Origin of the sequence: Sideroxydans sp. CL21, assembly GCF_902459525.1 — a bacterium.
In the GTDB taxonomy this organism is placed as follows: Bacteria; Pseudomonadota; Gammaproteobacteria; order Burkholderiales; family Gallionellaceae; genus Sideroxyarcus.
Genome location: NZ_LR699166.1, coordinates 3,461,581 through 3,480,899 on the forward strand (window position 1 = coordinate 3,461,581; position 19,319 = coordinate 3,480,899).

The 19,319-nt window shown below is 55.9% G+C and carries 15 protein-coding genes; 10 read left to right on the forward strand and 5 right to left on the reverse strand.

All coding sequences use genetic code 11. The annotated features are described in order from the left end of the window. Positions 1–75: 75 nt before the first annotated feature. A complete protein-coding gene (gene exaC / locus QOY30_RS16565; RefSeq protein ID WP_283745728.1) occupies positions 76–1,596 on the reverse strand; it encodes an acetaldehyde dehydrogenase ExaC in 1,521 nt (506 codons plus the stop codon). A gap of 188 nt (positions 1,597–1,784) precedes the next feature. Further along, a complete protein-coding gene (locus tag QOY30_RS16570; protein ID WP_283745729.1) occupies positions 1,785–1,940 on the reverse strand; it encodes a hypothetical protein in 156 nt (51 codons plus the stop codon). A gap of 257 nt (positions 1,941–2,197) precedes the next feature. Here QOY30_RS16570 and QOY30_RS16575 point away from each other — a divergent pair, with 257 nt between their 5' ends. The 3 genes from QOY30_RS16575 (at position 2,198) to yqhD (ending at position 8,921) form a co-directional block, all read left to right on the forward strand. Further along, entirely contained in the window at positions 2,198–4,045 is a 1,848-nt protein-coding gene (locus QOY30_RS16575; RefSeq protein ID WP_283745730.1) for a diguanylate cyclase, read from the forward strand. A 488-nt stretch (positions 4,046–4,533) separates the two neighbouring features. Further along, on the forward strand, positions 4,534–7,485 hold the full coding sequence (locus QOY30_RS16580; protein ID WP_283745731.1) for an EAL domain-containing protein: 2,952 nt from the start codon (positions 4,534–4,536) through the stop codon (positions 7,483–7,485). Between the two features lie 281 nt (positions 7,486–7,766). After that, positions 7,767–8,921: an alcohol dehydrogenase gene (yqhD, locus tag QOY30_RS16585; protein ID WP_283745732.1), complete on the forward strand. Its 1,155-nt coding sequence runs from the start codon at positions 7,767–7,769 to the stop codon at positions 8,919–8,921. Between the two features lie 2 nt (positions 8,922–8,923). Here yqhD and QOY30_RS16590 read toward each other — a convergent pair whose 3' ends face one another. Next, a complete protein-coding gene (locus QOY30_RS16590; RefSeq protein ID WP_283745733.1) occupies positions 8,924–9,736 on the reverse strand; it encodes an SDR family NAD(P)-dependent oxidoreductase in 813 nt (270 codons plus the stop codon). A gap of 2 nt (positions 9,737–9,738) precedes the next feature. Continuing rightward, positions 9,739–10,029 carry an acylphosphatase gene (locus QOY30_RS16595; protein WP_283745734.1) on the reverse strand — a complete coding sequence of 97 codons (291 nt, stop codon included), beginning with the start codon at positions 10,027–10,029 and terminating at the stop codon, positions 9,739–9,741. Positions 10,030–10,165: 136 nt separating this feature from the next. Between QOY30_RS16595 and QOY30_RS18045 the strand changes: the two genes are divergently transcribed. From QOY30_RS18045 to QOY30_RS16605, 3 genes are all read left to right on the forward strand, one after another. Next, a complete protein-coding gene (locus QOY30_RS18045; protein WP_349496693.1) occupies positions 10,166–10,705 on the forward strand; it encodes a Clp protease/crotonase-like domain-containing protein in 540 nt (179 codons plus the stop codon). After that, complete coding sequence (locus tag QOY30_RS16600; protein WP_349496694.1) at positions 10,600–11,484, forward strand: NfeD family protein; 885 nt, start codon at positions 10,600–10,602, stop codon at positions 11,482–11,484. The genes QOY30_RS18045 and QOY30_RS16600 overlap by 106 nt, the downstream gene beginning before the upstream one ends. Before the next feature lie 294 nt (positions 11,485–11,778). Next, positions 11,779–12,549 (forward strand): slipin family protein, encoded by a 771-nt coding sequence (locus QOY30_RS16605; RefSeq protein ID WP_283745735.1) that lies wholly within the window; start codon positions 11,779–11,781, stop codon positions 12,547–12,549. 116 nt (positions 12,550–12,665) lie between these two features. Here QOY30_RS16605 and QOY30_RS16610 read toward each other — a convergent pair whose 3' ends face one another. Continuing rightward, on the reverse strand, positions 12,666–13,340 hold the full coding sequence (locus QOY30_RS16610) for a zinc ribbon domain-containing protein (protein ID WP_283745736.1): 675 nt from the start codon (positions 13,338–13,340) through the stop codon (positions 12,666–12,668). Positions 13,341–13,650: 310 nt separating this feature from the next. On the opposite strand from QOY30_RS16610, the gene QOY30_RS16615 reads away from it, so the two are divergent. From QOY30_RS16615 to parC, 4 genes are all read left to right on the forward strand, one after another. Next, a complete protein-coding gene (locus QOY30_RS16615) occupies positions 13,651–14,019 on the forward strand; it encodes a c-type cytochrome (RefSeq protein WP_283745737.1) in 369 nt (122 codons plus the stop codon). Between the two features lie 217 nt (positions 14,020–14,236). Continuing rightward, positions 14,237–16,195, forward strand: coding sequence for a DNA topoisomerase IV subunit B (locus QOY30_RS16620; RefSeq protein WP_283745738.1), 1,959 nt, complete (start codon positions 14,237–14,239; stop codon positions 16,193–16,195). A 138-nt stretch (positions 16,196–16,333) separates the two neighbouring features. Next, positions 16,334–16,732 (forward strand): endonuclease domain-containing protein, encoded by a 399-nt coding sequence (locus QOY30_RS16625; protein WP_283745739.1) that lies wholly within the window; start codon positions 16,334–16,336, stop codon positions 16,730–16,732. 130 nt (positions 16,733–16,862) lie between these two features. Further along, entirely contained in the window at positions 16,863–19,226 is a 2,364-nt protein-coding gene (gene parC, locus QOY30_RS16630; RefSeq protein ID WP_283745740.1) for a DNA topoisomerase IV subunit A, read from the forward strand. The last annotated feature ends 93 nt before the right edge of the window (positions 19,227–19,319 follow it).

Here is a 19,319-nt window from a genome sequence, read left to right on the forward strand (position 1 = left end):
CATCTCCAATGAATATGGGGCGGTCGCCCGCCCCACTAAAGAGTCACACACGGGTGACGGGACAAGAACGGGCGATCAGAAGAAGCCGAGTTTCTGCTCGCTATAACTGACCAGCAGGTTCTTGGTTTGCTGGTAATGGTCGAGCATCATCTTGTGCGTCTCACGGCCGAAACCCGATTCCTTGTAACCTCCGAATGCGGCATGCGCCGGGTATAGATGGTAGCAGTTGGTCCATACACGACCCGCCTTGATCGCGCGCCCCATGCGGTAGGCCACGTTGCCGTCGCGACTCCACACACCGGCACCGAGTCCATACAGCGTGTCGTTGGCGATGGCCAAGGCATCGGCCTCATCCTTGAATGTCGTCACCGCCAGCACCGGGCCGAATATCTCCTCCTGGAAGATGCGCATCTTGTTGTGGCCCTTCAACATGGTCGGCTCGACGTAGTAACCGCCTTTCAGGTCTGCACTGACTTCGGCCCGTTTTCCGCCGATCAGCAGTTGCGCACCTTCCTGCTTGCCGATATCGAGGTAGGACATGATCTTGGTCATCTGCTCCTGCGAGTTCTGCGCGCCGACCATCGTCTCGGTATCCAGCGGGTTGCCCTGCTTGATCGCCTTCACGCGTTTGAGGCAACGCTCCATGAATTTGTCGTAAATGGATTCCTGTATCAGTGCACGCGAGGGGCAGGTGCACACCTCGCCCTTGTTGAACGCGAACAGCACGAGGCCTTCGATCGCCTTGTCATAAAAACCGTCGTCGACGCGGGCGATGTCGCCGAAAAAGATATTGGGCGACTTGCCGCCGAGTTCCAGTGTGACCGGAATCAGGTTATTGGCGGCAGCCTGCGCGATCACCCGGCCCGTGCTGGTGGATCCGGTAAAGGCGATCTTGGCGATGCGCTTGCTGGTCGCAAGCGGAAAGCCTGCCTCGCGGCCGTGGCCATTGACGATGTTGAGTACTCCGGGCGGCAGTATGTCAGCGATCAGCTCTGTCAGGATCAGGATGCTGATCGGCGTTTCCGAAGCCGGTTTCAGCACGACACAGTTGCCACCACCGATAGCCGGCGCCAACTTCCATGTCGCCATCAGAATCGGGAAATTCCACGGGATGATCTGACCGACCACGCCCAGTGGTTCGTGAAAATGATAGGCAACTGTGGTCTCGTCGATATCGGAAATGCCGCCTTCCTGCGCGCGCACACAGCCGGCGAAATAGCGGAAGTGATCCACGGTCAGCGGAATATCGGCAGCCAGCGTTTCGCGTATCGGTTTGCCGTTATCCACCGTTTCCGCATAGGCGATCAGTTCGAGATTGGCTTCGATGCGATCCGCGATCTTCAGCATCAGGTTGGAACGTTCGGTGGCAGAGGTCTTCCCCCACTTGTCGGCGGCGGCATGTGCCGCATCAAGAGCCAATTCGATGTCTTCTGCACCCGAGCGGGCGGCCTTGGTATAGGGCTTGCCGTTGATCGGGGAAATGACATCAAAGTATTCACCCTTCAACGGGGCGACCCATTTGCCGCCGATGAAGTTGTCATATTGTTTCTTGTAAACGATCTTGGCGCCGGCGGAGCCGGGAGCGGCGTATATCATGTTGCCTCCTTATGTTGATGATGACTGAACGGAACGACCGCTGAACAGGATTGTGGTGAGCGGCTATTGCCGGATGAATATGAACTGCAATGGATATTTCGCCCGATATTCAGGATCGGGATTTTGCAGCTTCTCTGGAACCAATAGCATCTGGTCAGGAAGGAGATTTCACGCGTCAACATATTCGTTTAACGGGCGCCCTTGTGATCTTTCTGACCGTCATTCTTATGCCTGCCGGCAACCTCGGTCACTTCCGCTTTTTGCTTTTGCTTGTTCACTTCTTCCGCACTAAATGACTTCGGTTGCACGGGTTGATTATGCTGAACTTTGGTTTGCTGGGTCATGAGGGTCTCCTGAAAATGTAGTTCGCCATAAGCATCACATTCGACGACGGCGAAACACCACCTTGCGCCCGACCAGTTGCAAACTCTGTGCGATGGATAACATAAAACGTTCGCTCATTCGACTGAAGTCATATTGTCGACAAAACTAAAATTATTTTTCAATCACACTAAGTATTTGCAGCCGGGGTGCCGACAACAAGACCTGTATATAATCAATTTATGTGTCCTTTCCCCATCTCCGACAGCTGAACCGGCTCATGACAACATCCCTGCCTGCAAATGCGGAACTGTATCGCCATGCCTTTGAGGGGATGTGCGACCCGGTCCTGTTGCTCAAGGATGGTCGTTTTGTGGACTGCAATGCCGCCACTCTGAGTATGCTCGGGGGAATCGCAAAACCCGAGCTCGTCAATCACACACCCGGCGACATCTCGCCCGAGTATCAACCCGATGGCCGAGCCTCCGCCGAAAAAGCCGACGCAATGATCGCGACTGCAATGAGCGATGGTTTCCACCGGTTCGAATGGATGCATGCGCGCGCGGATGGCTCCGAGTTCCTTGTCGAGATATCGCTGACTCCAATCACGGTGGGCGGCGAGGTGATCCTGCTCACCCTTTGGCGCGATATTACCGGGCGCAAACAGGCCGAGAGGTTCGAACAGTTTCGCAGCCGCGTGCTGGAATTGCTGGCTGGCGATCAACTGCTCCCCGTTATTCTTGAAGCCATCGTGCTTGGCGTGGAACAGCTGGATTCAGCAATGCTTTGCACCATTTTATTGTTGGACAAGGGTGGAAAGCATCTGAAGACTGGGGCCGCGCCCAGCTTGCCCGACTTCTATAACAGGGCTATCGAAACCGTCGAGATAGGCATCGGCGTCGGTTCATGTGGTACTGCCGCCTATACCGGCGAACGCGTCGTCGTCGACGACATTGCAACTCACCCTTATTGGGCGCCCTTCAAGGAACTCGCGGCCAAGGCCAGAGTGGGTGCCTGCTGGTCACAGCCTATCCGCAACTCGACGGGCCAGGTTCTGGGCACTTTCGCCATCTATCATCATGCAGCCCACACACCTAAAGAGTCCGATCTGCAACTTATCGAGCACACCGCCCATCTCGCCAGCATTGCCATCGAGCGCAGCGTAGCGGCAGAAAAGCTGCGCGACAGCGAGGCCCACTATCGGTTGCTCACGGAAGATGCGCTGGACGTGATCTGGAAAACGGACAGCGAACTGCGCATGACCTATATCAGCCCTGCGGATGAGCGGCTGCGGGGTTACAAAGCCGACGAAGTGGTCGGCCATCATGTTTTTGAACTATTCACCGATGAAGGAGTAGCAACCGTCAAGGAAATCATGCGCCAGAGAAAGGCGATCGGATCGCAATCGACTCAGGCGGATTTTATAAACTTCGAGGCGCAGCATCGCTGCAAGGACGGCAGCGTGATATGGGGCGAGGTCTTCTCCACCCCCATGTTCGACGAGCAGGGTGCGATCACCGGATATCACGGCATCACCCGGGAGATCAGCAAACGCAAACAAATGGAAGAACAGGTTCGCTTGTTGGCATTCCATGACTCGCTCACCAACTTGCCGAACCGCCGCCTGCTTTACGACCGCCTGAAGCAGTCCATGGCTTCAAGCAAGCGCAGCGGCCGCTATAACGCGGTGATGTTCCTGGATCTCGACAACTTCAAACCGCTGAATGACGCGCACGGACATGAGGCGGGTGATTTGCTGCTGATCATCGCAGCGGACCGCCTGAAAAGATCGGTTCGCGAAATCGACACCGTTGCACGCTTCGGCGGCGATGAGTTCGTTGTGGTGCTCAATGAACTGGATGTGGACAAGACCGCCTCCACAGCACTGGCCGGCACTGTTGCCGAAAAGATCCGTACCGCTTTATCCGCACCCTACCTGCTGACCATCAGCAAGGATGGGAAAACGGACATCGTGATCGAGCATCGCTGCACGGTAAGCATCGGCGTCGTTGTGTTCATCAACCACGAAGTGAGCCAGGACGATATCCTGAAGTGGGCCGATGCGACGATGTATATGGCCAAAGAGGGCGGGCGCAATCTGATCCGGTTCCATGAAGGACATATTTGAGCATCTGCGCCAAATTTTTTTCTGGGTATCCGGAACTGATGATTTAGAGACTGATGATTTAAATGAACAAGCAGAGTCTCTTGTACGAGATGGCAAGTCGAAAACAACATAGAATCATTTATTGAACGATAGAATGAAAGTCGCAAATCGCAGCCAAAAGAAGACATTCGATAAGAACTGAGCGCTGATCAAAAAAGGTTCAATAGTTGGAATAATTATCCTTTCAATCCTTATAGGTGCGGTGTATTCTGTGCTCAATCGAAAAAAGGCCGAATGGCCTAATGGAATATTAGACTCGCTGCGGATGTAAAGTGAACTGCGGATATGCCTAAAAAATGGGAGCCACCACCGGCTCCAAACCCTCCGATCAAATTAATGCTCAAACATCTATCTAGGATCTCCCGAAACACGCTGGCGATCTAGCAAAGTAATGTTTTGTGTATCGTCAGGAAGAAGTTGAAAATTGATGTTATTTATTCATATTTAAAATGCTTAACAAAAATTTGAGTATCAGAGTTCGACTGCTTCTCTTGATCGGTTTTGCGGCGTTTGCAACCCTGTGTGTGCTGGTGTATTTTGCCGTTTCCCAGCGGAATTATCTATTATCCGAAGCCAAAGACGGCGTGCATGACACCGCAATGCGCATTGCACGCGATCAAACCAACGTTATAAATTTCGCAAACCAGTTAGATAATTTACTGGTGCAGTTTCACAATTTTGGTGGTCTGCTGCCCGCAAAAGATTGTCCGCAAATGCTTGCGCAACTGCTGAGCCAGGATTCGAGACTGGCCAATATATTGCTGGCCGACGTTCGTGGCAATGTCTTCTGTAATGCCGTCGCGGTTGCTCGACCGATCAATATTGCCGATCGAGAATACTTCCATAAAGTACTTGTTAATGAGCGCGGCGTAGTTGGGAAAGCGATTTTTAGTCGTACGAACGGGAAATGGGAATTACCTATTGCCAAGAGGTTGCTCGACAGAGACGGTCACGTCCGGGGTGTTCTGGTCGTCGCAATCGATCTGCAATGGGTAAATCGTGAGTTGTCTCACTCGATCCGCCAAGACGCGCGTATCGGACTGATAGACAGCAGGGGTATCGTTCTTGCCAGGTATCCGGACGCGGAAAAATGGGTAACCCGCGATGCATCGGATACGCCGTTTTTCAAAGATTTGATAGCTCATTTTGGCACAGGTAATGGCGAATCTCTCGGATTTGACGGGGTACCCCGTATCTATGGATATGCACATTTCGCCGACACAACGGATGGGCCGATTTATCTGTGGGTCGCCGTATCAAGGGACTCTGTAACCAGCCAGATAAATCAAAATCTGATTCTAACCATTGCTATCTGTGTCGCGCTGCTTGCGGCTCTGTTCGGCATTGTGTGGTTCGGCAGCGAATGGTTGTTGCTGCGCCCGATTTCGGTAATTACCGGGGTGGCGCGCAGGCTTGGACAGGGTGACCATGGAGTTCGTACCGGCCTTGATTACAACAACGGCGAGATCGGATACCTTGCACAATCCATCGACAAAATGGCCATTGCGCTGATGTCGAAAAACGAGATTCTGCGCCTGAACCGATCCCTCAAGCTGCTAAGTGAATGCAACTCGGCCCTGATACGTGCCGAGCATGAAGAGCAACTGCTTGCCATAATATGTCACTTGGCAGTGGAGACGGGCGGCTACGTGATGGCATGGGTAGGATACGCAGAACATAACGATGCGAAGACCGTGCGTCCGATTGCCCAATCGGGTTATGAAGAAGGCTATCTGAATGGCATCAACATCACATGGGCCGATAGGCAACACGGGTGGGGGCCGACCGGTACCGCAATCAGAACCGGCACTACGGTGATCAACCAGGAGTGCCTGACCAATCCGAAAATGGCTCCGTGGCGTGAGGCCGCCATTAAACGCGGCTACCAGTCCAGCATTGCGCTACCCTTAATTTGCGACAAGCAAATATTGGGCGCACTCACCATTTACGCCGCCGATCCCTACGCATTTGGCAAGGAAGAGCAAGCACTGCTTGAAGAGCTTGCAAACGATCTTGCCTACGGAATCCAGACACTGCGGGCTCGTATCGAGCACGACGCAGCACAAAGACAGCTTGAATTTATTGCCAACCACGACATCCTGACAGGATTGCCCAACCGCCTTCTGCTGCATGATCGCTTTGAACAGGCGATGGCGCATGCGAAACGAGAAAATTCTGAAATGGCTGTGCTTTTCCTCGACCTCGACAACTTCAACCAGGTCAATGACACTCTTGGTCATCAAGTGGGTGACCAACTTCTGGTCGCGGTTGCAGAGCGATTGCAAGGATGCGTTCGCGAAACCGACATCATCAGCCGACCGGGCGGCGATGAATTCGTAATTCTGCTGACCAATTTTAATGATCAGGGCTCCATCGATGCAATTGCACAGAATATCATCGAGGCTTTTTCCGAGCCTTTCGATGTCGATAGCAACATACTGATTACATCCTTCAGTATCGGAATCAGTATTTTTCCCGTTGACGGCAGCAACTTTAGTTCACTGCTCAAACATGCCGACACCGCGTTATATAAGGCTAAAGATTCGGGGCGAAACACCTATCGATACTTCTCGCAGCAAATGAAAGTCAACGAACTGGAGCACATGCAATTGCAGGGGGAGCTGCGCAACGCGATCAGGAACCAGGAATTCCTCCTGCACTACCAGCCGCAAATCGATGTGGCTAACGGGCTCATCATTGGGGCTGAAGCTCTGGTGCGCTGGCAACATCCCGAACGGGGACTGATATCGCCGGCAAAATTCATTCCCCTAGCCGAGCGTAGCGGCCTGATCATTCCGCTGGGCGAATGGATACTCAATGAAGCGTGCAGGCAGGCCCAAGCTTGGCAGGCGATTTATCAACACCATCCGATCACGGTTGCAGTCAATCTTTCTGCATTGCAATTCAAACGCGGCGACATCCTCGAATCCGTGAAGAGCGCACTCGACAATTCCGGTCTGCCAGCGAGTCAGCTAGAGTTGGAATTGACCGAATCCGTGCTATTACAGGACGTGGAATCCGTCATGAAGACCATTCACGGCCTGAAGGAGATCGGAGTCAGGCTCTCCATCGACGATTTTGGAACGGGATATTCCAGCCTCTCCTACCTGAAGCGTCTGGCAGTAGATAAACTCAAGATTGACCAGTCATTCGTTCGTGATATGTCGGTTGACCCCGACGATGCTGCAATCGTGAAAGCAATCATACAGCTCGGGCACACACTGCAACTTTCCGTGATTGCAGAGGGCGTCGAAAACGAAGATCAACTTGTCATTCTCAGAAACTATGGATGCGACGAGATTCAAGGTTACTTGTACAGCCGTCCACTCCCGGCCGAGGAGTTCGCGGCCTTTGTCCGCTCTGAAAAACTGCATTCCAAGCTATTAAACAAGCCGAGTTGAACTGCTGCCGTTTTGTACCAGTTCAGAAAGCATTTTGTCCTATACGTCTGTACATCAACGGCTGAAAATTTGGCGACCCTGAATGTCGGCTTTGGAGTAGCTTGACCTTGTGGGTTAGAAAGCGACAGCCAACCAGAAACTGGCGTATGTCCGCCGTCCCTGCAACAACGTGCATATGAAATCAATCACAAATTCCGGATATCTTTTTCGCTTTGCCTTTAACATCGTTACACTGACCATCCATTCCGCGTTACCCCAACCCGAACCACAAGGACGAACCCATGCAGAACTTCACCTTCCATAATCCGACACGCATCCTCTTTGGCAAAGGCCGCATCGCCGATATCTCCCGCGAAATCCCGGCCGGAGCGCGCGTATTGATCACCTACGGCGGCGGCAGTGTCGTCAAGACCGGCACGCTGGCCGAAGTGAAGTCCGCACTTAAGGGCTATACGGTCTTCGAGTTTTCCGGCATCGAGCCCAACCCGACTTACGAAACGCTGATGCAGGCCGTCGAACTCGCGCGCCGCGAAAAAATCGATTTCCTGCTCGCCGTCGGCGGCGGTTCGGTGATTGACGGTACCAAGTTCATCGCCGCCGCCGTCCCCTTCGCAGGCGATCCCTGGGACATCCTCGCCAAGCAAGCCAAGGTCAAGACTGCAATCCCTTTCGGCTGCGTGCTCACGCTGTCCGCAACCGGTTCCGAGATGAACAACGGCGCCGTGGTGACGCGGCGCGCCAGCAATGACAAGCTGGTCTTTCTCAGTTCGCAGGTCTTCCCGCGCTTCTCCGTGCTCGATCCGGTCAAGACTTTCACCCTCCCACCGCGCCAGGTTGCCAACGGTGTCGTCGATGCCTTCGTGCATGTGATCGAGCAATACCTCACCTATCCGGTCGATGCAAAGGTTCAGGACCGCTTTGCCGAGGGACTGCTGCTGACACTGATCGAGGAAGGACCGAAGGCATTGCAGGAACCGGAGAATTATTCGGTACGCGCCAACCTCATGTGGACAGCGACATTGGCACTCAACGGTTTGATCGGCGCCGGTGTGCCTCAGGATTGGGCGACCCACATGCTCGGGCATGAACTCACCGTGCTGCACGGACTGGACCATGCCCAGACCCTGGCCGTGATCCTCCCTGCCATGCTGCAGATGCGGCGCAAGGAAAAGCGCGAGAAATTATTGCAGTACGCGGATCGTGTCTGGGGACTGCACGAAGGCAGCGCGGATGCGCGCATCGACCAAGCCATCGAGCACACCCGCCGTTTCTTCGAATCGTTGCAAGTGCCGACACGGCTGTCAGCTTACGGCATCAGCGCCAACGCGATACCGGCACTGGTCGCCCAGCTGCAGCGGCACGGCGCGGTTGGGCTGGGCGAGCACCAGGATTTCGATATCCAACGTTCGCAGCGCGTATACGAACTGGCTGCCTGAATTTAATTCAGTTCCGGCGCATATGCCTTTACCGCCTGTATCGACCACTCCCACAAGCGTTGCGCCAGTTGCTGGTCCAGCGCCTGTGCCGCTGCCGTCGCCGCAGTGCAATTGCTGAAATATCTTCCCGTCACTTTTTCCACTTCCGGTGAAGTCGCCAGATACACCGAAGTCCGCGCGCCGGTCGCTGCAGATTCCCCTTGCATGCTGAAAGCCGCATGCAGCAGCTTGGTGCCGACCACGCCCGGATGCAGGCTGTTCGAGGTAAGCCAGGGCGCGCGCCGCGCCAGCTCGTTCGCAAACAGCATATTGGCCAGTTTGGAATCGGCATAAGCCTGATAGCCGTCGAAATTTTTCTCGCTGTTCATGTCGTCGAATGCAATGTGCCCGCTCTTGTGCACCATCGAGCTGACCGTTACCACGCGCGGTGCATCCGACTTCTTCAGCAGCGGCAATAACAGATTGGTCAGCAGAAAATGTGCAAGATGATTTACCGCCAGCGTCATCTCGAATCCGTCGCGGGAAGTCTTGCGTTCGGTCATGTAAACCCCCGCATTGTTGATCAGCACATCCAGCCGCGGCAATCGCGCAGACAGGTCCTGCGCCATGCGCGCCACGGCTGCCAGGTCGCCCAGATCGGCGCAGACTATTTCCAGTGGCGCATTGAGCGCAACGGCATGCACGGCGCCCATGGCAGTTCTCGCCTTTTTCCGGTTGCGCCCATGCAGCACCAGTTCATGTCCCTGCCGCGCCAGTGCCTTTGCGGTTTCCAGGCCGATGCCGTCGGTCGCCCCGGTGATGAGTATCGTCTTCATGCTCAATTGATGATCTCGAAATTGGTGTAAGCGCCATCCGTCGGATCGATGTCGACACGCTCCACCTGCGCCAGTTGCGGACCGCGCTGCGCCCAGCGCACGATCGCGTCGACCGCAGCGGGATCGCCGTGTACCACCGCCTCCACCGTCCCGTTGCTGCGGTTCCGCACCCAGCCGGAGATCGCCAGACTCTCTGCTTCGTGCTGCATCGACTGGCGGAAAAACACGCCTTGCACGCGACCATGGATCACAAGGTGCAATGTTTTCAGGTTGGAAGAAGACTGGCTGGTCATATCGGTGCTCCTGCAATTGAGCCATCCTAGCAGTCGGCGCCCGGAATTTAAACAGCATCGGCATCATGTATTGATAATCCCGCCCTGCTGGCGCATGCTTTGATTTCGTCAACGATGGCTTCCTGAGGAGCACATCATGAACAAGGTTATTGCACTGCTGTTGTCCGGCCTGTTCTTGATCGCCGGGACGTGTCTGGCCTCATCTGCACCTGTGGTAGTCGTGCTCAACGTGGACGGGGCGATCAGCCCCGGCACCGCCGACTATATCGTGCGCGGCCTGAAATCTGCCGCAGCCGAATCGGCCCAATTGGTCGTACTGAAGATGGACACGCCGGGTGGGCTGGATACGTCCATGCGCCAGATCATCAAGCAGATCATCGCTTCGCCGGTTCCTGTTGTTGCCTTTGTCGCACCCGACGGCGCCAGAGCGGCGAGTGCGGGAACCTACATCCTGTACGCCAGCCATATCGCCGCGATGGCGCCCGCCACCAACCTGGGCGCGGCCACGCCCGTCATGATCGGCATCGGCGGCCTGCCGGGGTCGGGTGATCAGGCGCACCGACTTCCGCTATGGAGCACAAACTGGTCAATGATTCTTCCGCCTACATCCGCAGCCTGGCGCAGATGCGCGGCCGCAATGTCGAATGGGCTGAACAGGCGGTACGGCAAGCCGTGAGCCTGACTGCGGCCGAAGCCCTGAAGCTCAAGGTCATCGATGTGGTCGCCGACGACGTACCCGACCTGCTGCGCAAACTGGACGGGCGCAAAGTGAAGGTGTTGAATGAAGAGCGCACACTGAATGTAACCGGAGCCGCCATCGTCAAGCTGGATCCGGACTGGCGGAATCGCGTGCTATCTGCCATCGCGGATCCGAGCCTCGCCTATTTGCTGATGCTCGCGGGCGTCCTCGGGATTTTTTTCGAGTTCTCCAATCCGGGCTTCATCTTGCCGGGGGTGATCGGCGCCATTTCCCTGCTGCTCGCGCTGTTCGCCTTCCAGGTGTTGCCCGTCAACTATGTCGGGCTGGTGCTCATGCTGCTCGGTATTGCTTTCATGACTGCCGAAGCGTTCGTGCCCAGCTTCGGGATACTCGGCATCGGAGGCATCGCCTCGTTCGTGTTCGGCTCGGTGATGCTGATCGATACCGATGTCTCGGGGTATGGCGTTCCGTGGTCGGTGATCTTGCCGGTCGCCTTCGCCTGCGCGCTGTTCATTTTCTTTGCGGTCGGCATGGCGCTCAAGGCGCGAAGTCGCCCTGTCGTGAGCGGCCGTGAGGAGTTGATCGGAGGTATCGGCGAAGTGCTGGAAGACTTCGACGGCAAGGATGGCCGGGCGCTTGTGCACGGCGAAAACTGGCGCATCGCAAGCAAGCAGCCGCTGAGCCAAGGACAACGCGTCAGGGTCGTTCGCATGAACGGGCTGATTCTGGAGGTGGAGCCTGAAAGACAGGTATGAATGATTGGATAAATACCGAACAAGTTCTCTCTCCCGAAGGGAGAGAAACAGACTTATTGAGGTTTCCATAATTGGTGACAACACACGAAACTTGTTATCTCGTCATTCCGGCGAAGGCCGGAATCCAGCGGGTTTATTCAACATGCTTTTAGCTTTTGTCCCGCGTTGCGGGAGTTTGTTTTCTGACTGGATTCCGGCCTTCGCCGGAATGACGATAGTTCACAAATTTTGTGTAATTAATTATGGAAAGATCAATAATCATTTTTTTCTGATACTTTCGATAAGGAGAATGACATGGATCTGAATTTGAGTTTCGGCGTTGTTGTGTTGCTGATCGCGTTGCTGGCGTTCTCAAGCCTGAAGATCTTTCGCGAATATGAGCGCGGCGTTGTCTTTATGCTGGGACGTTTCTGGAAGGTGAAAGGACCGGGACTGATCGTCCTCATCCCCGGCATCCAGCAGGTGGTCAGGGTCGACCTTCGGACCATCGTGCTTGAGGTGCCGACCCAGGATGTGATCTCGCGCGATAACGTTTCGGTGAAGGTCAGCGCGGTGGTGTATCTGCGCGTCATCGATCCGCAAAAAGCGATCATCCAGGTCGAGAACTATCTCAACGCCACCAGCCAACTGGCACAGACCATGTTGCGCTCGGTACTGGGCAAGCATCAGCTGGACGACATGCTGGCAGAGCGGGAGAAACTGAACAAGGACATACAGGAAGCGCTGGATGCGCAGACCGATTCATGGGGAATCAAGGTCGCCAACGTCGAGATCAAGCAAGTCGACCTGACCGAATCCATGATACGGGCCATCGCAAGACAGGCCGAAGCGGAACGCGAGCGGCGTGCGAAGGTCATTCATGCCGAGGGTGAGTTGCAGGCTTCGGAAAAATTGTTCCAGGCTGCGAAGATCCTTGCGCAGGAACCGCAGGCAATCCAGTTGCGCTATCTGGAAACGCTGACGGTCATCGGCGCGGACAAGAACACGACCATCATATTTCCGTTGCCCATGGATCTCATCACCCCGTTCCTGGAAAAGGCCAAATCAAACCGGAGCCAAGCGTAAGGACGGCATTTTTTGTGGGGAAGATGGCGGGCAGGCATGATGCTTGTCTTGCATCAGATTCGATGCAACTTTCCATGTGCATGAGCGCATGGAAAGGCCGGTGGCATTCGTAAATACTACCTCCTGAACAACCTCGCCTTGGGCAGCCAAAGCTTGTTTTCCTGATCGTCTTCCGCGGCCACATAAATACTGCTGCTATCCTCCGGGCTATACAGCACAACCAGTTTCATATCCCGCCTGCCTTTGTAGCATTTGGACATGGCTTCTTCGAATGACGAAACGCCCGCTTTCGCCCGGTATTTATCCAGCAGCAATTTATCGTCCCCCTCGACTGCGGGCTCGCCGGTCTTGCCGGATATTAGCGGAGCAACCTCTGCATACCGTGCCTGCTTGACCATCACACCCAGAACAAAATTTGCGTACTCTGAAAGCTCGCTGCTTTTGCACAGATAGAACGGTTCCTGCTGCGTTGCGTATGAAACGGCTTTCGTTCCTGCCGGACATTCGGAGTCCTGACAACTTGAGGGGGCCGGCGAAACGTCAGCCGCATTGCTACCGGAAGGCTGATCCGGATTTGTCTCGTTGGACAGATCATTATTTTGCGACCACAAAAAAAGAATAATCAGCAGCACAACCAGAATGATCAATCCGATTCCCGCGTATCTGGAAACCCCTTGCTGTGCACTCAAATCGCCCTGCACGCCTCCTGGATTTTTCTCACCGCAATAGGGACAGGACTCGGCACTTGAGTCGACGATTTTCTTGCATTTCTTGCAGGTTATTAATGACATCAAAATCATCCGGAACCGTCAGGTCCAAAATTTATCAGCAAAGCTTGCATAAGGCTATACAGCACAGGTCACGATGACAGCCGACACCGGAAACAGGCCGCAGACGTCATGCCAACGTTAAAGGAAGGTTAAAGTCCGACAAAAATTCTGATTTGTTGCGAAACAGCCGAGCATATTCGTCAACAATCTTTTAGGATAGACGTTGTATGTTTGTCAGCGAAAAAAGTTGATACTCGGAGGTCTGAATCAACAAAGCTGCCATATCCTTAACCGTTGCCTGGTTTAGTAGAAATATTTCTTAGGGGGAAAAATGAAATCCATCATCGTAAGCATGGCAGCAACCGCAGCAATCATGATCGCCGGCAATACCCTTGCAGTAGATATGCCGCCGCTGGCAAAAGAACTCAACTGCGTCGCCTGCCACGCGATCGACCACAAGGTAGTCGGTCCGGCATGGCGCGACGTGGCCAACAGATACACAGGCAAGGGCGTCACCACCTATACCTACAGAGGCAAGGAATACCCGCTGATCGAAGGCCTGGTGATGAAAGTATCCAAAGGCGGATCCGGCAACTGGGGATCCATGCCCATGCCTGCCAATGACCTGGCCGGTGCCAAGAGAGCCAAGATCGAGGAGCTGGTAAGGTTCGAGCAAAGCCTGGCCACGACCCATCCATAAATAGATTTTAAAACGCGATACCCCGAGACAAGCCGGCTCAATGCCGGCTTTCTTGCTTTCGATGCGCACCAAATACAAGCGCGCCCTGAGGATCAAACCGACGACCGGTTATGCCAACAATAGCGAAGGGGACTCGTCTCTCTGTTACTCTGTCCGGTAAAATAGGCCGCCCAAAGGCGCCCTATTACGGAAATACCAGTTACCAATCAATCAGATAATGGCTACTTACAACGAAGCAAGTTTCAAAGTCTTACGCGGTCTGGAGCCGGTGCGGCAACGCCCCGGCATGTATACCAACCTGGAATCGCCCAACCACATCATCGCCGAGGTAGTGGATAACGCCTGCGACGAAGCGCTCGCGGGATACGCGAAGAACATCGTCGTCACGGCACACAGCGATGGCTCGATCTCTGTCTCTGACGACGGACGCGGCATCCCGGTGGGCATCCACAAGGAAGAAGGCCGCTCGGTGGTCGAGGTCGCCTTCACCGTGCTGCACTCGGGCGGCAAGTTCGACAAGGAAAAAGGTGGTGCCTACCAATTCGCCGGTGGCCTGCACGGCGTGGGCGTGGCGGTGACCAATGCACTGTCGAAGATAGTGGAAGTCACGGTATTCCGCGACGGCGGGCAGCACGAGTTGCGTTTCATCGAAGGCGTCGCCGAAGCGCCGCTGAAGAAGACCGCCTCTTGCCCCAAGACCAAGACCGGCACTTCCGTACGCGCCTGGCCCAACCCAAAATATTTCGACGCACCCAACGTCAACCTCGCACAGTTCGAGCACTCGCTGCGCTCGAAGGCCGTGCTGCTGCCCGGCGTTACCATCACGCTGAATCTGGAAAAGACCGGCGAGACCAAATCGTGGACCTATGCCGACGGCCTGCGCGGCTATCTGGCGGAATCGCTTTCCGAATTCGAACTGACCACGCCCATCCTGTTGCAGGAAAAATTCGCGCGCAAGGACGACAACAGCGGCTTTGCCGAAGGCGAAGGCGCCACCTGGGCGCTAACATGGAGCGCCGAAGGCAACGTGGTGCGCGAATCCTACGTCAACCTGATCCCCACTCCCTCCGGCGGTACGCATGAGTCCGGCCTGCGCGAAGGTATTTTCAATTCGGTGAAATCGTTCGCCGAATTGCACGGCCTGCTGCCCAAAGGCGTGAAGCTGGTGGCGGAAGACGTGTTCTCGCGTTCCAGCTTCGTGCTCTCCGCCAAAGTGCTGGACCCGCAATTCCAGGGCCAGACCAAAGAGAAACTGGTGTCGCGCGAAGCGCTGCGCCTGGTTTCTTCCATGATCAAGGACCCGCTCGACCTGTGGCTGAACGAGCACATCGACGACGGAAAGAAGATCGTCGAACTCGCCATCCAGCAGGCGCAGGCGCGTTTGCGCTCGGCACAGAAAGTCGAAAAGAAAAAAGGCTCCAGCGTCGCCGTGCTGCCCGGCAAGCTCACCGATTGCAGCTCCAGCGATTCCACCCGCACCGAACTGTTCCTGGTCGAGGGCGATTCCGCCGGCGGTTCTGCCAAGCAGGGACGCAACAAGGAATTCCAGGCCGTGCTGCCACTGCGCGGCAAAGTGCTAAACACCTTCGAGGTGGAGAAAGACCGCCTGTTCGCCAACAACGAGATCCACGACATCGCCGTCGCCATCGGCGTCGACCCGCATGCGCCGACGGATACCGTCGACCTCTCCGGCCTGCGCTACAACGCCATCCTGATCATGGCCGATGCCGACGTGGACGGTTCGCACATCTCCACGCTGCTGCTCACGCTGTTCTACCGACATTTCTACAAGGTGGTCGAAGCGGGCAAGATCTACATCGCGCAACCGCCGCTGTTCCGCATTGATGTGCCTGCACATGGCAAGAAGCAGGCGAGCAAGGTCTATGCGCTGAACGAAGCCGAGATGAACGGCATCCTCGACCGGTTGCGCAAGGAAAAAGTCCGCGAAGGCAGCTGGTCGATCTCGCGATTTAAAGGCTTGGGCGAGATGAGTCCGGAACAGCTGTGGGATACAACGCTGAATCCGGATACACGGCGTGCGCTGTGTGTGAAGGCGGATCTGGCTTCGTTCAAATCCACGATGGGGATCTTCAACATGCTGATGGGCAAGCAGGAGGCTTCGACCCGCAGGGCGTGGCTGGAGTATCACGGGAATGAGGTTGAGGTGGATATTTGATACAACACCATCCCCTCCCCCATGCAGGGGGAGGGTTAGGGTGGGGGTAGAAACTGGAGCATCGGATAGCTCGATATTCACCCCCATCCCGGCCTTCCCCCTGAGAAGGGGAAGGAGAGATAAGGAGGGCAGGCTTCGATGCCGGACAGGAGAAGGATTCTTCCGATCACAACCGCAAGAGCGAGGTCGCTGCGCAGCAACATGACCGATGTTGAGCGCAGGCTTTGGAGCGCGATCCGGGGAAAACAACTTGAAGGCTGCAGCTTCCGACGCCAGCACGCGATAGGCGCTTATATTGCGGACTTTGCGTGTGTGGAAAGAATGCTGGTGATCGAACTGGATGGCGGACAGCACCAGGACCAGAAAACTTACGATGACACCAGGAGCGGCTATTTGAACCAACAGGGCTGGCAAGTAGTGCGCTTCTGGAACAACGAAGTGCTGGAAAATCTGGACGGGGTGCTTGAAGTAATAGTGGAGAAGCTAAAAAGCACACCCAACACCGACATTCCCTCCCCCATGCAGGGGGAGGGTTAGGGTGGGGGGGTAGAAACTTGGAGCGCCGGTTAGCTCGAAATTCACCCCCATCCCCGCCTTCCCCCTGTGAGGGGGAAGGAGTTAGAAACAGTGAAGTGAACATTAATAACCGCACCAACAACGAACAACCATGAACGAAAACGAACCACAAGACACACCCGAAATCGAAGCCCCCGCCCCCGCTGAATCCAGCTCCAGCGGCAAGCGCGAATTCGCGCCCCTCGCCAAGCTCCCCGACAGCGACGAAGTCCTCATCGCCGATTATGCCGAACGCGCCTATCTTGAATACGCCGTCTCCGTCGTCAAAGGCCGCGCACTCCCCGAAGTCTGCGACGGACAGAAGCCCGTGCAGCGGCGCATCCTGTTCTCCATGCTGCGCATGGGCCTGACGCACGGCAACAAGCATGTGAAGTCGGCACGCGTGGTGGGCGATGTACTGGGTAAATACCATCCGCATGGCGACTCTTCCGCGTATGAGGCGATGGTGCGGCTGGCGCAGGATTTTGCGATGCGGTATCCGTTGGTGGATGGCCAGGGCAACTTTGGTTCGCGCGATGGCGACAACGCGGCGGCGATGCGCTACACCGAGGCGCGGCTTACGCCGATCGCCGATCTGCTGTTGTCCGAGCTGGACATGGGCACGGTGGATTTCATCCCCAACTACGACGGCGCATTCCAGGAGCCGGCGATGCTGCCTGCACGTTTGCCTATGGTGTTGCTGAACGGCGCATCCGGCATTGCGGTGGGTATGGCGACCGAGATTCCTTCGCATAACTTGAAAGAAGTCGCCAAGGCCGCAGTCGCGCTGGCGAAGAACCCTAACCTCAAGGACGACAAGCTGCTGTCTTACATCAGCGGCCCGGACTTCCCCGGCGGCGGACAGATCATCTCGTCCGACGCGGACATCCGCGATGCCTACACCACGGGACGCGGCTCGCTGAAGATGCGCGCACGCTGGACGGTGGAGCAACTGGCGCGCGGCCAGTGGCAGGTGGTTGTGAGCGAATTTCCGCACGGCGTCTCGGCGCAGAAGGTGCTGGAAGAGATCGACGATCTGACCAACCCCAAGGTCAAGGCCAACAAGAAATCGCTCACGCCGGAACAGGTGCAGAACAAGCAGCTCATCCTCTCGGTGCTGGATGCGGTGGCAGACGAATCGGACAAATCGCAAAAGATCCGTCTGGTGTTCCAGCCCAAGACATCGAAGCTGAATCCGGACGACATGATGGCGGTGCTGCTCACCCACACCAGCCTGCAGAACTCGGTGTCGGTCAACCTCACCATGATCGGCCTGGACGGACGCCCGCAACAAAAGTCGCTGACGCAGGTGCTGCGCGAGTGGGTGGAGTTCCGCCTGCGCACCGTCACGCGCCGTTGCGGACACCGACTTGACCAGGTCAACGACCGCCTGCACATCTTGGCCGGGCGCATGATCGTTTACCTGAACATCGACGAAGTGATCGCGCTGATCCGTGGCTCGGACAATCCCAAAGAAGACTTGATGGCGCACTTCGAGCTTTCTGAACGGCAGGCCGAAGACATCCTGGAAATCCGTCTGCGCCAGTTGGCGCGTCTGGAAGGCATCAAGATCGAGAAAGAGATCAAGGCGCTGAAGGCCGAAGCCAAAGAACTGAAGCGCGTACTCGATAGCGAAGATGCGCTGCGCGAACTGGTGGTGAGCGAGATCGAAGCCGATGCCAAGACCTATGGCGACGAGCGCCGCACGCTGATCGAAGAAGCGCAAGTCACCAAAGTGACCGCTCAAGTGAGCGACGAGCCCGTGACGGTGTTCATCTCGCAACGCTTCTGGGTGCGCACAAGACTGGGCCACGGCATCGACGCCAGCAGCATCGCCTTCAAGGACGGCGACAGCATCGCCGCCACCTATGAATGCCGCACCACCGACCAGTGCATCGTCATCTGCAGCAACGGCCGAGTGTGCAGCATCCCCGTCTCCGCGCTGCCCTCCGGCCGCGGCGACGGCGCACCGCTGGCCACCTTCATCGAACTCGCCCCCGGCGCCAGGATCGCGCACGCCTTCTGCGGCAAGACCGAAACCCCCGTACTCATCTCCACCAGCGCCGGTTACGGCTTCCCCTGCTTCCTCGGCGACATGGTCGGTCGCAACAAGGCGGGCAAACAGTTCATCAGCGTGAAAGAAGACACCATCCTGCCGCCCGTCATCCTGGCCCCGACGCAGAACTCACTCGTCGCCGTGCTGAGCAAGAACGCAAGGCTGCTGGTGTTCGTGCTCTCCGAACTGAAACTGCTGCAAGGCGGCGGCAAAGGCATGATGCTGATCGACCTGAAAGAAGGCGACGAACTGACGGCCTGCACGGTCGTCAATCAACCGGCGGTGACCTTGAGCGGCACCGCGGGCAGCAAGGTGCAGCAGTTGCACATTGGCGGGAAAGAGTTGAAGGATTACTTTGGTGCGAGGGCGAGAGCAGGGAAGGTGGTTGAGACTAAGTTGAAGGGGTTGAGGTTTGAGTGAACAGGCACATTGTTTAGTTAGCTTTGGATAGACTTTATAAGAAGCAGGTAAATAATATTTAGATGGATGATGACTGCAATGCGCTGCCATTTA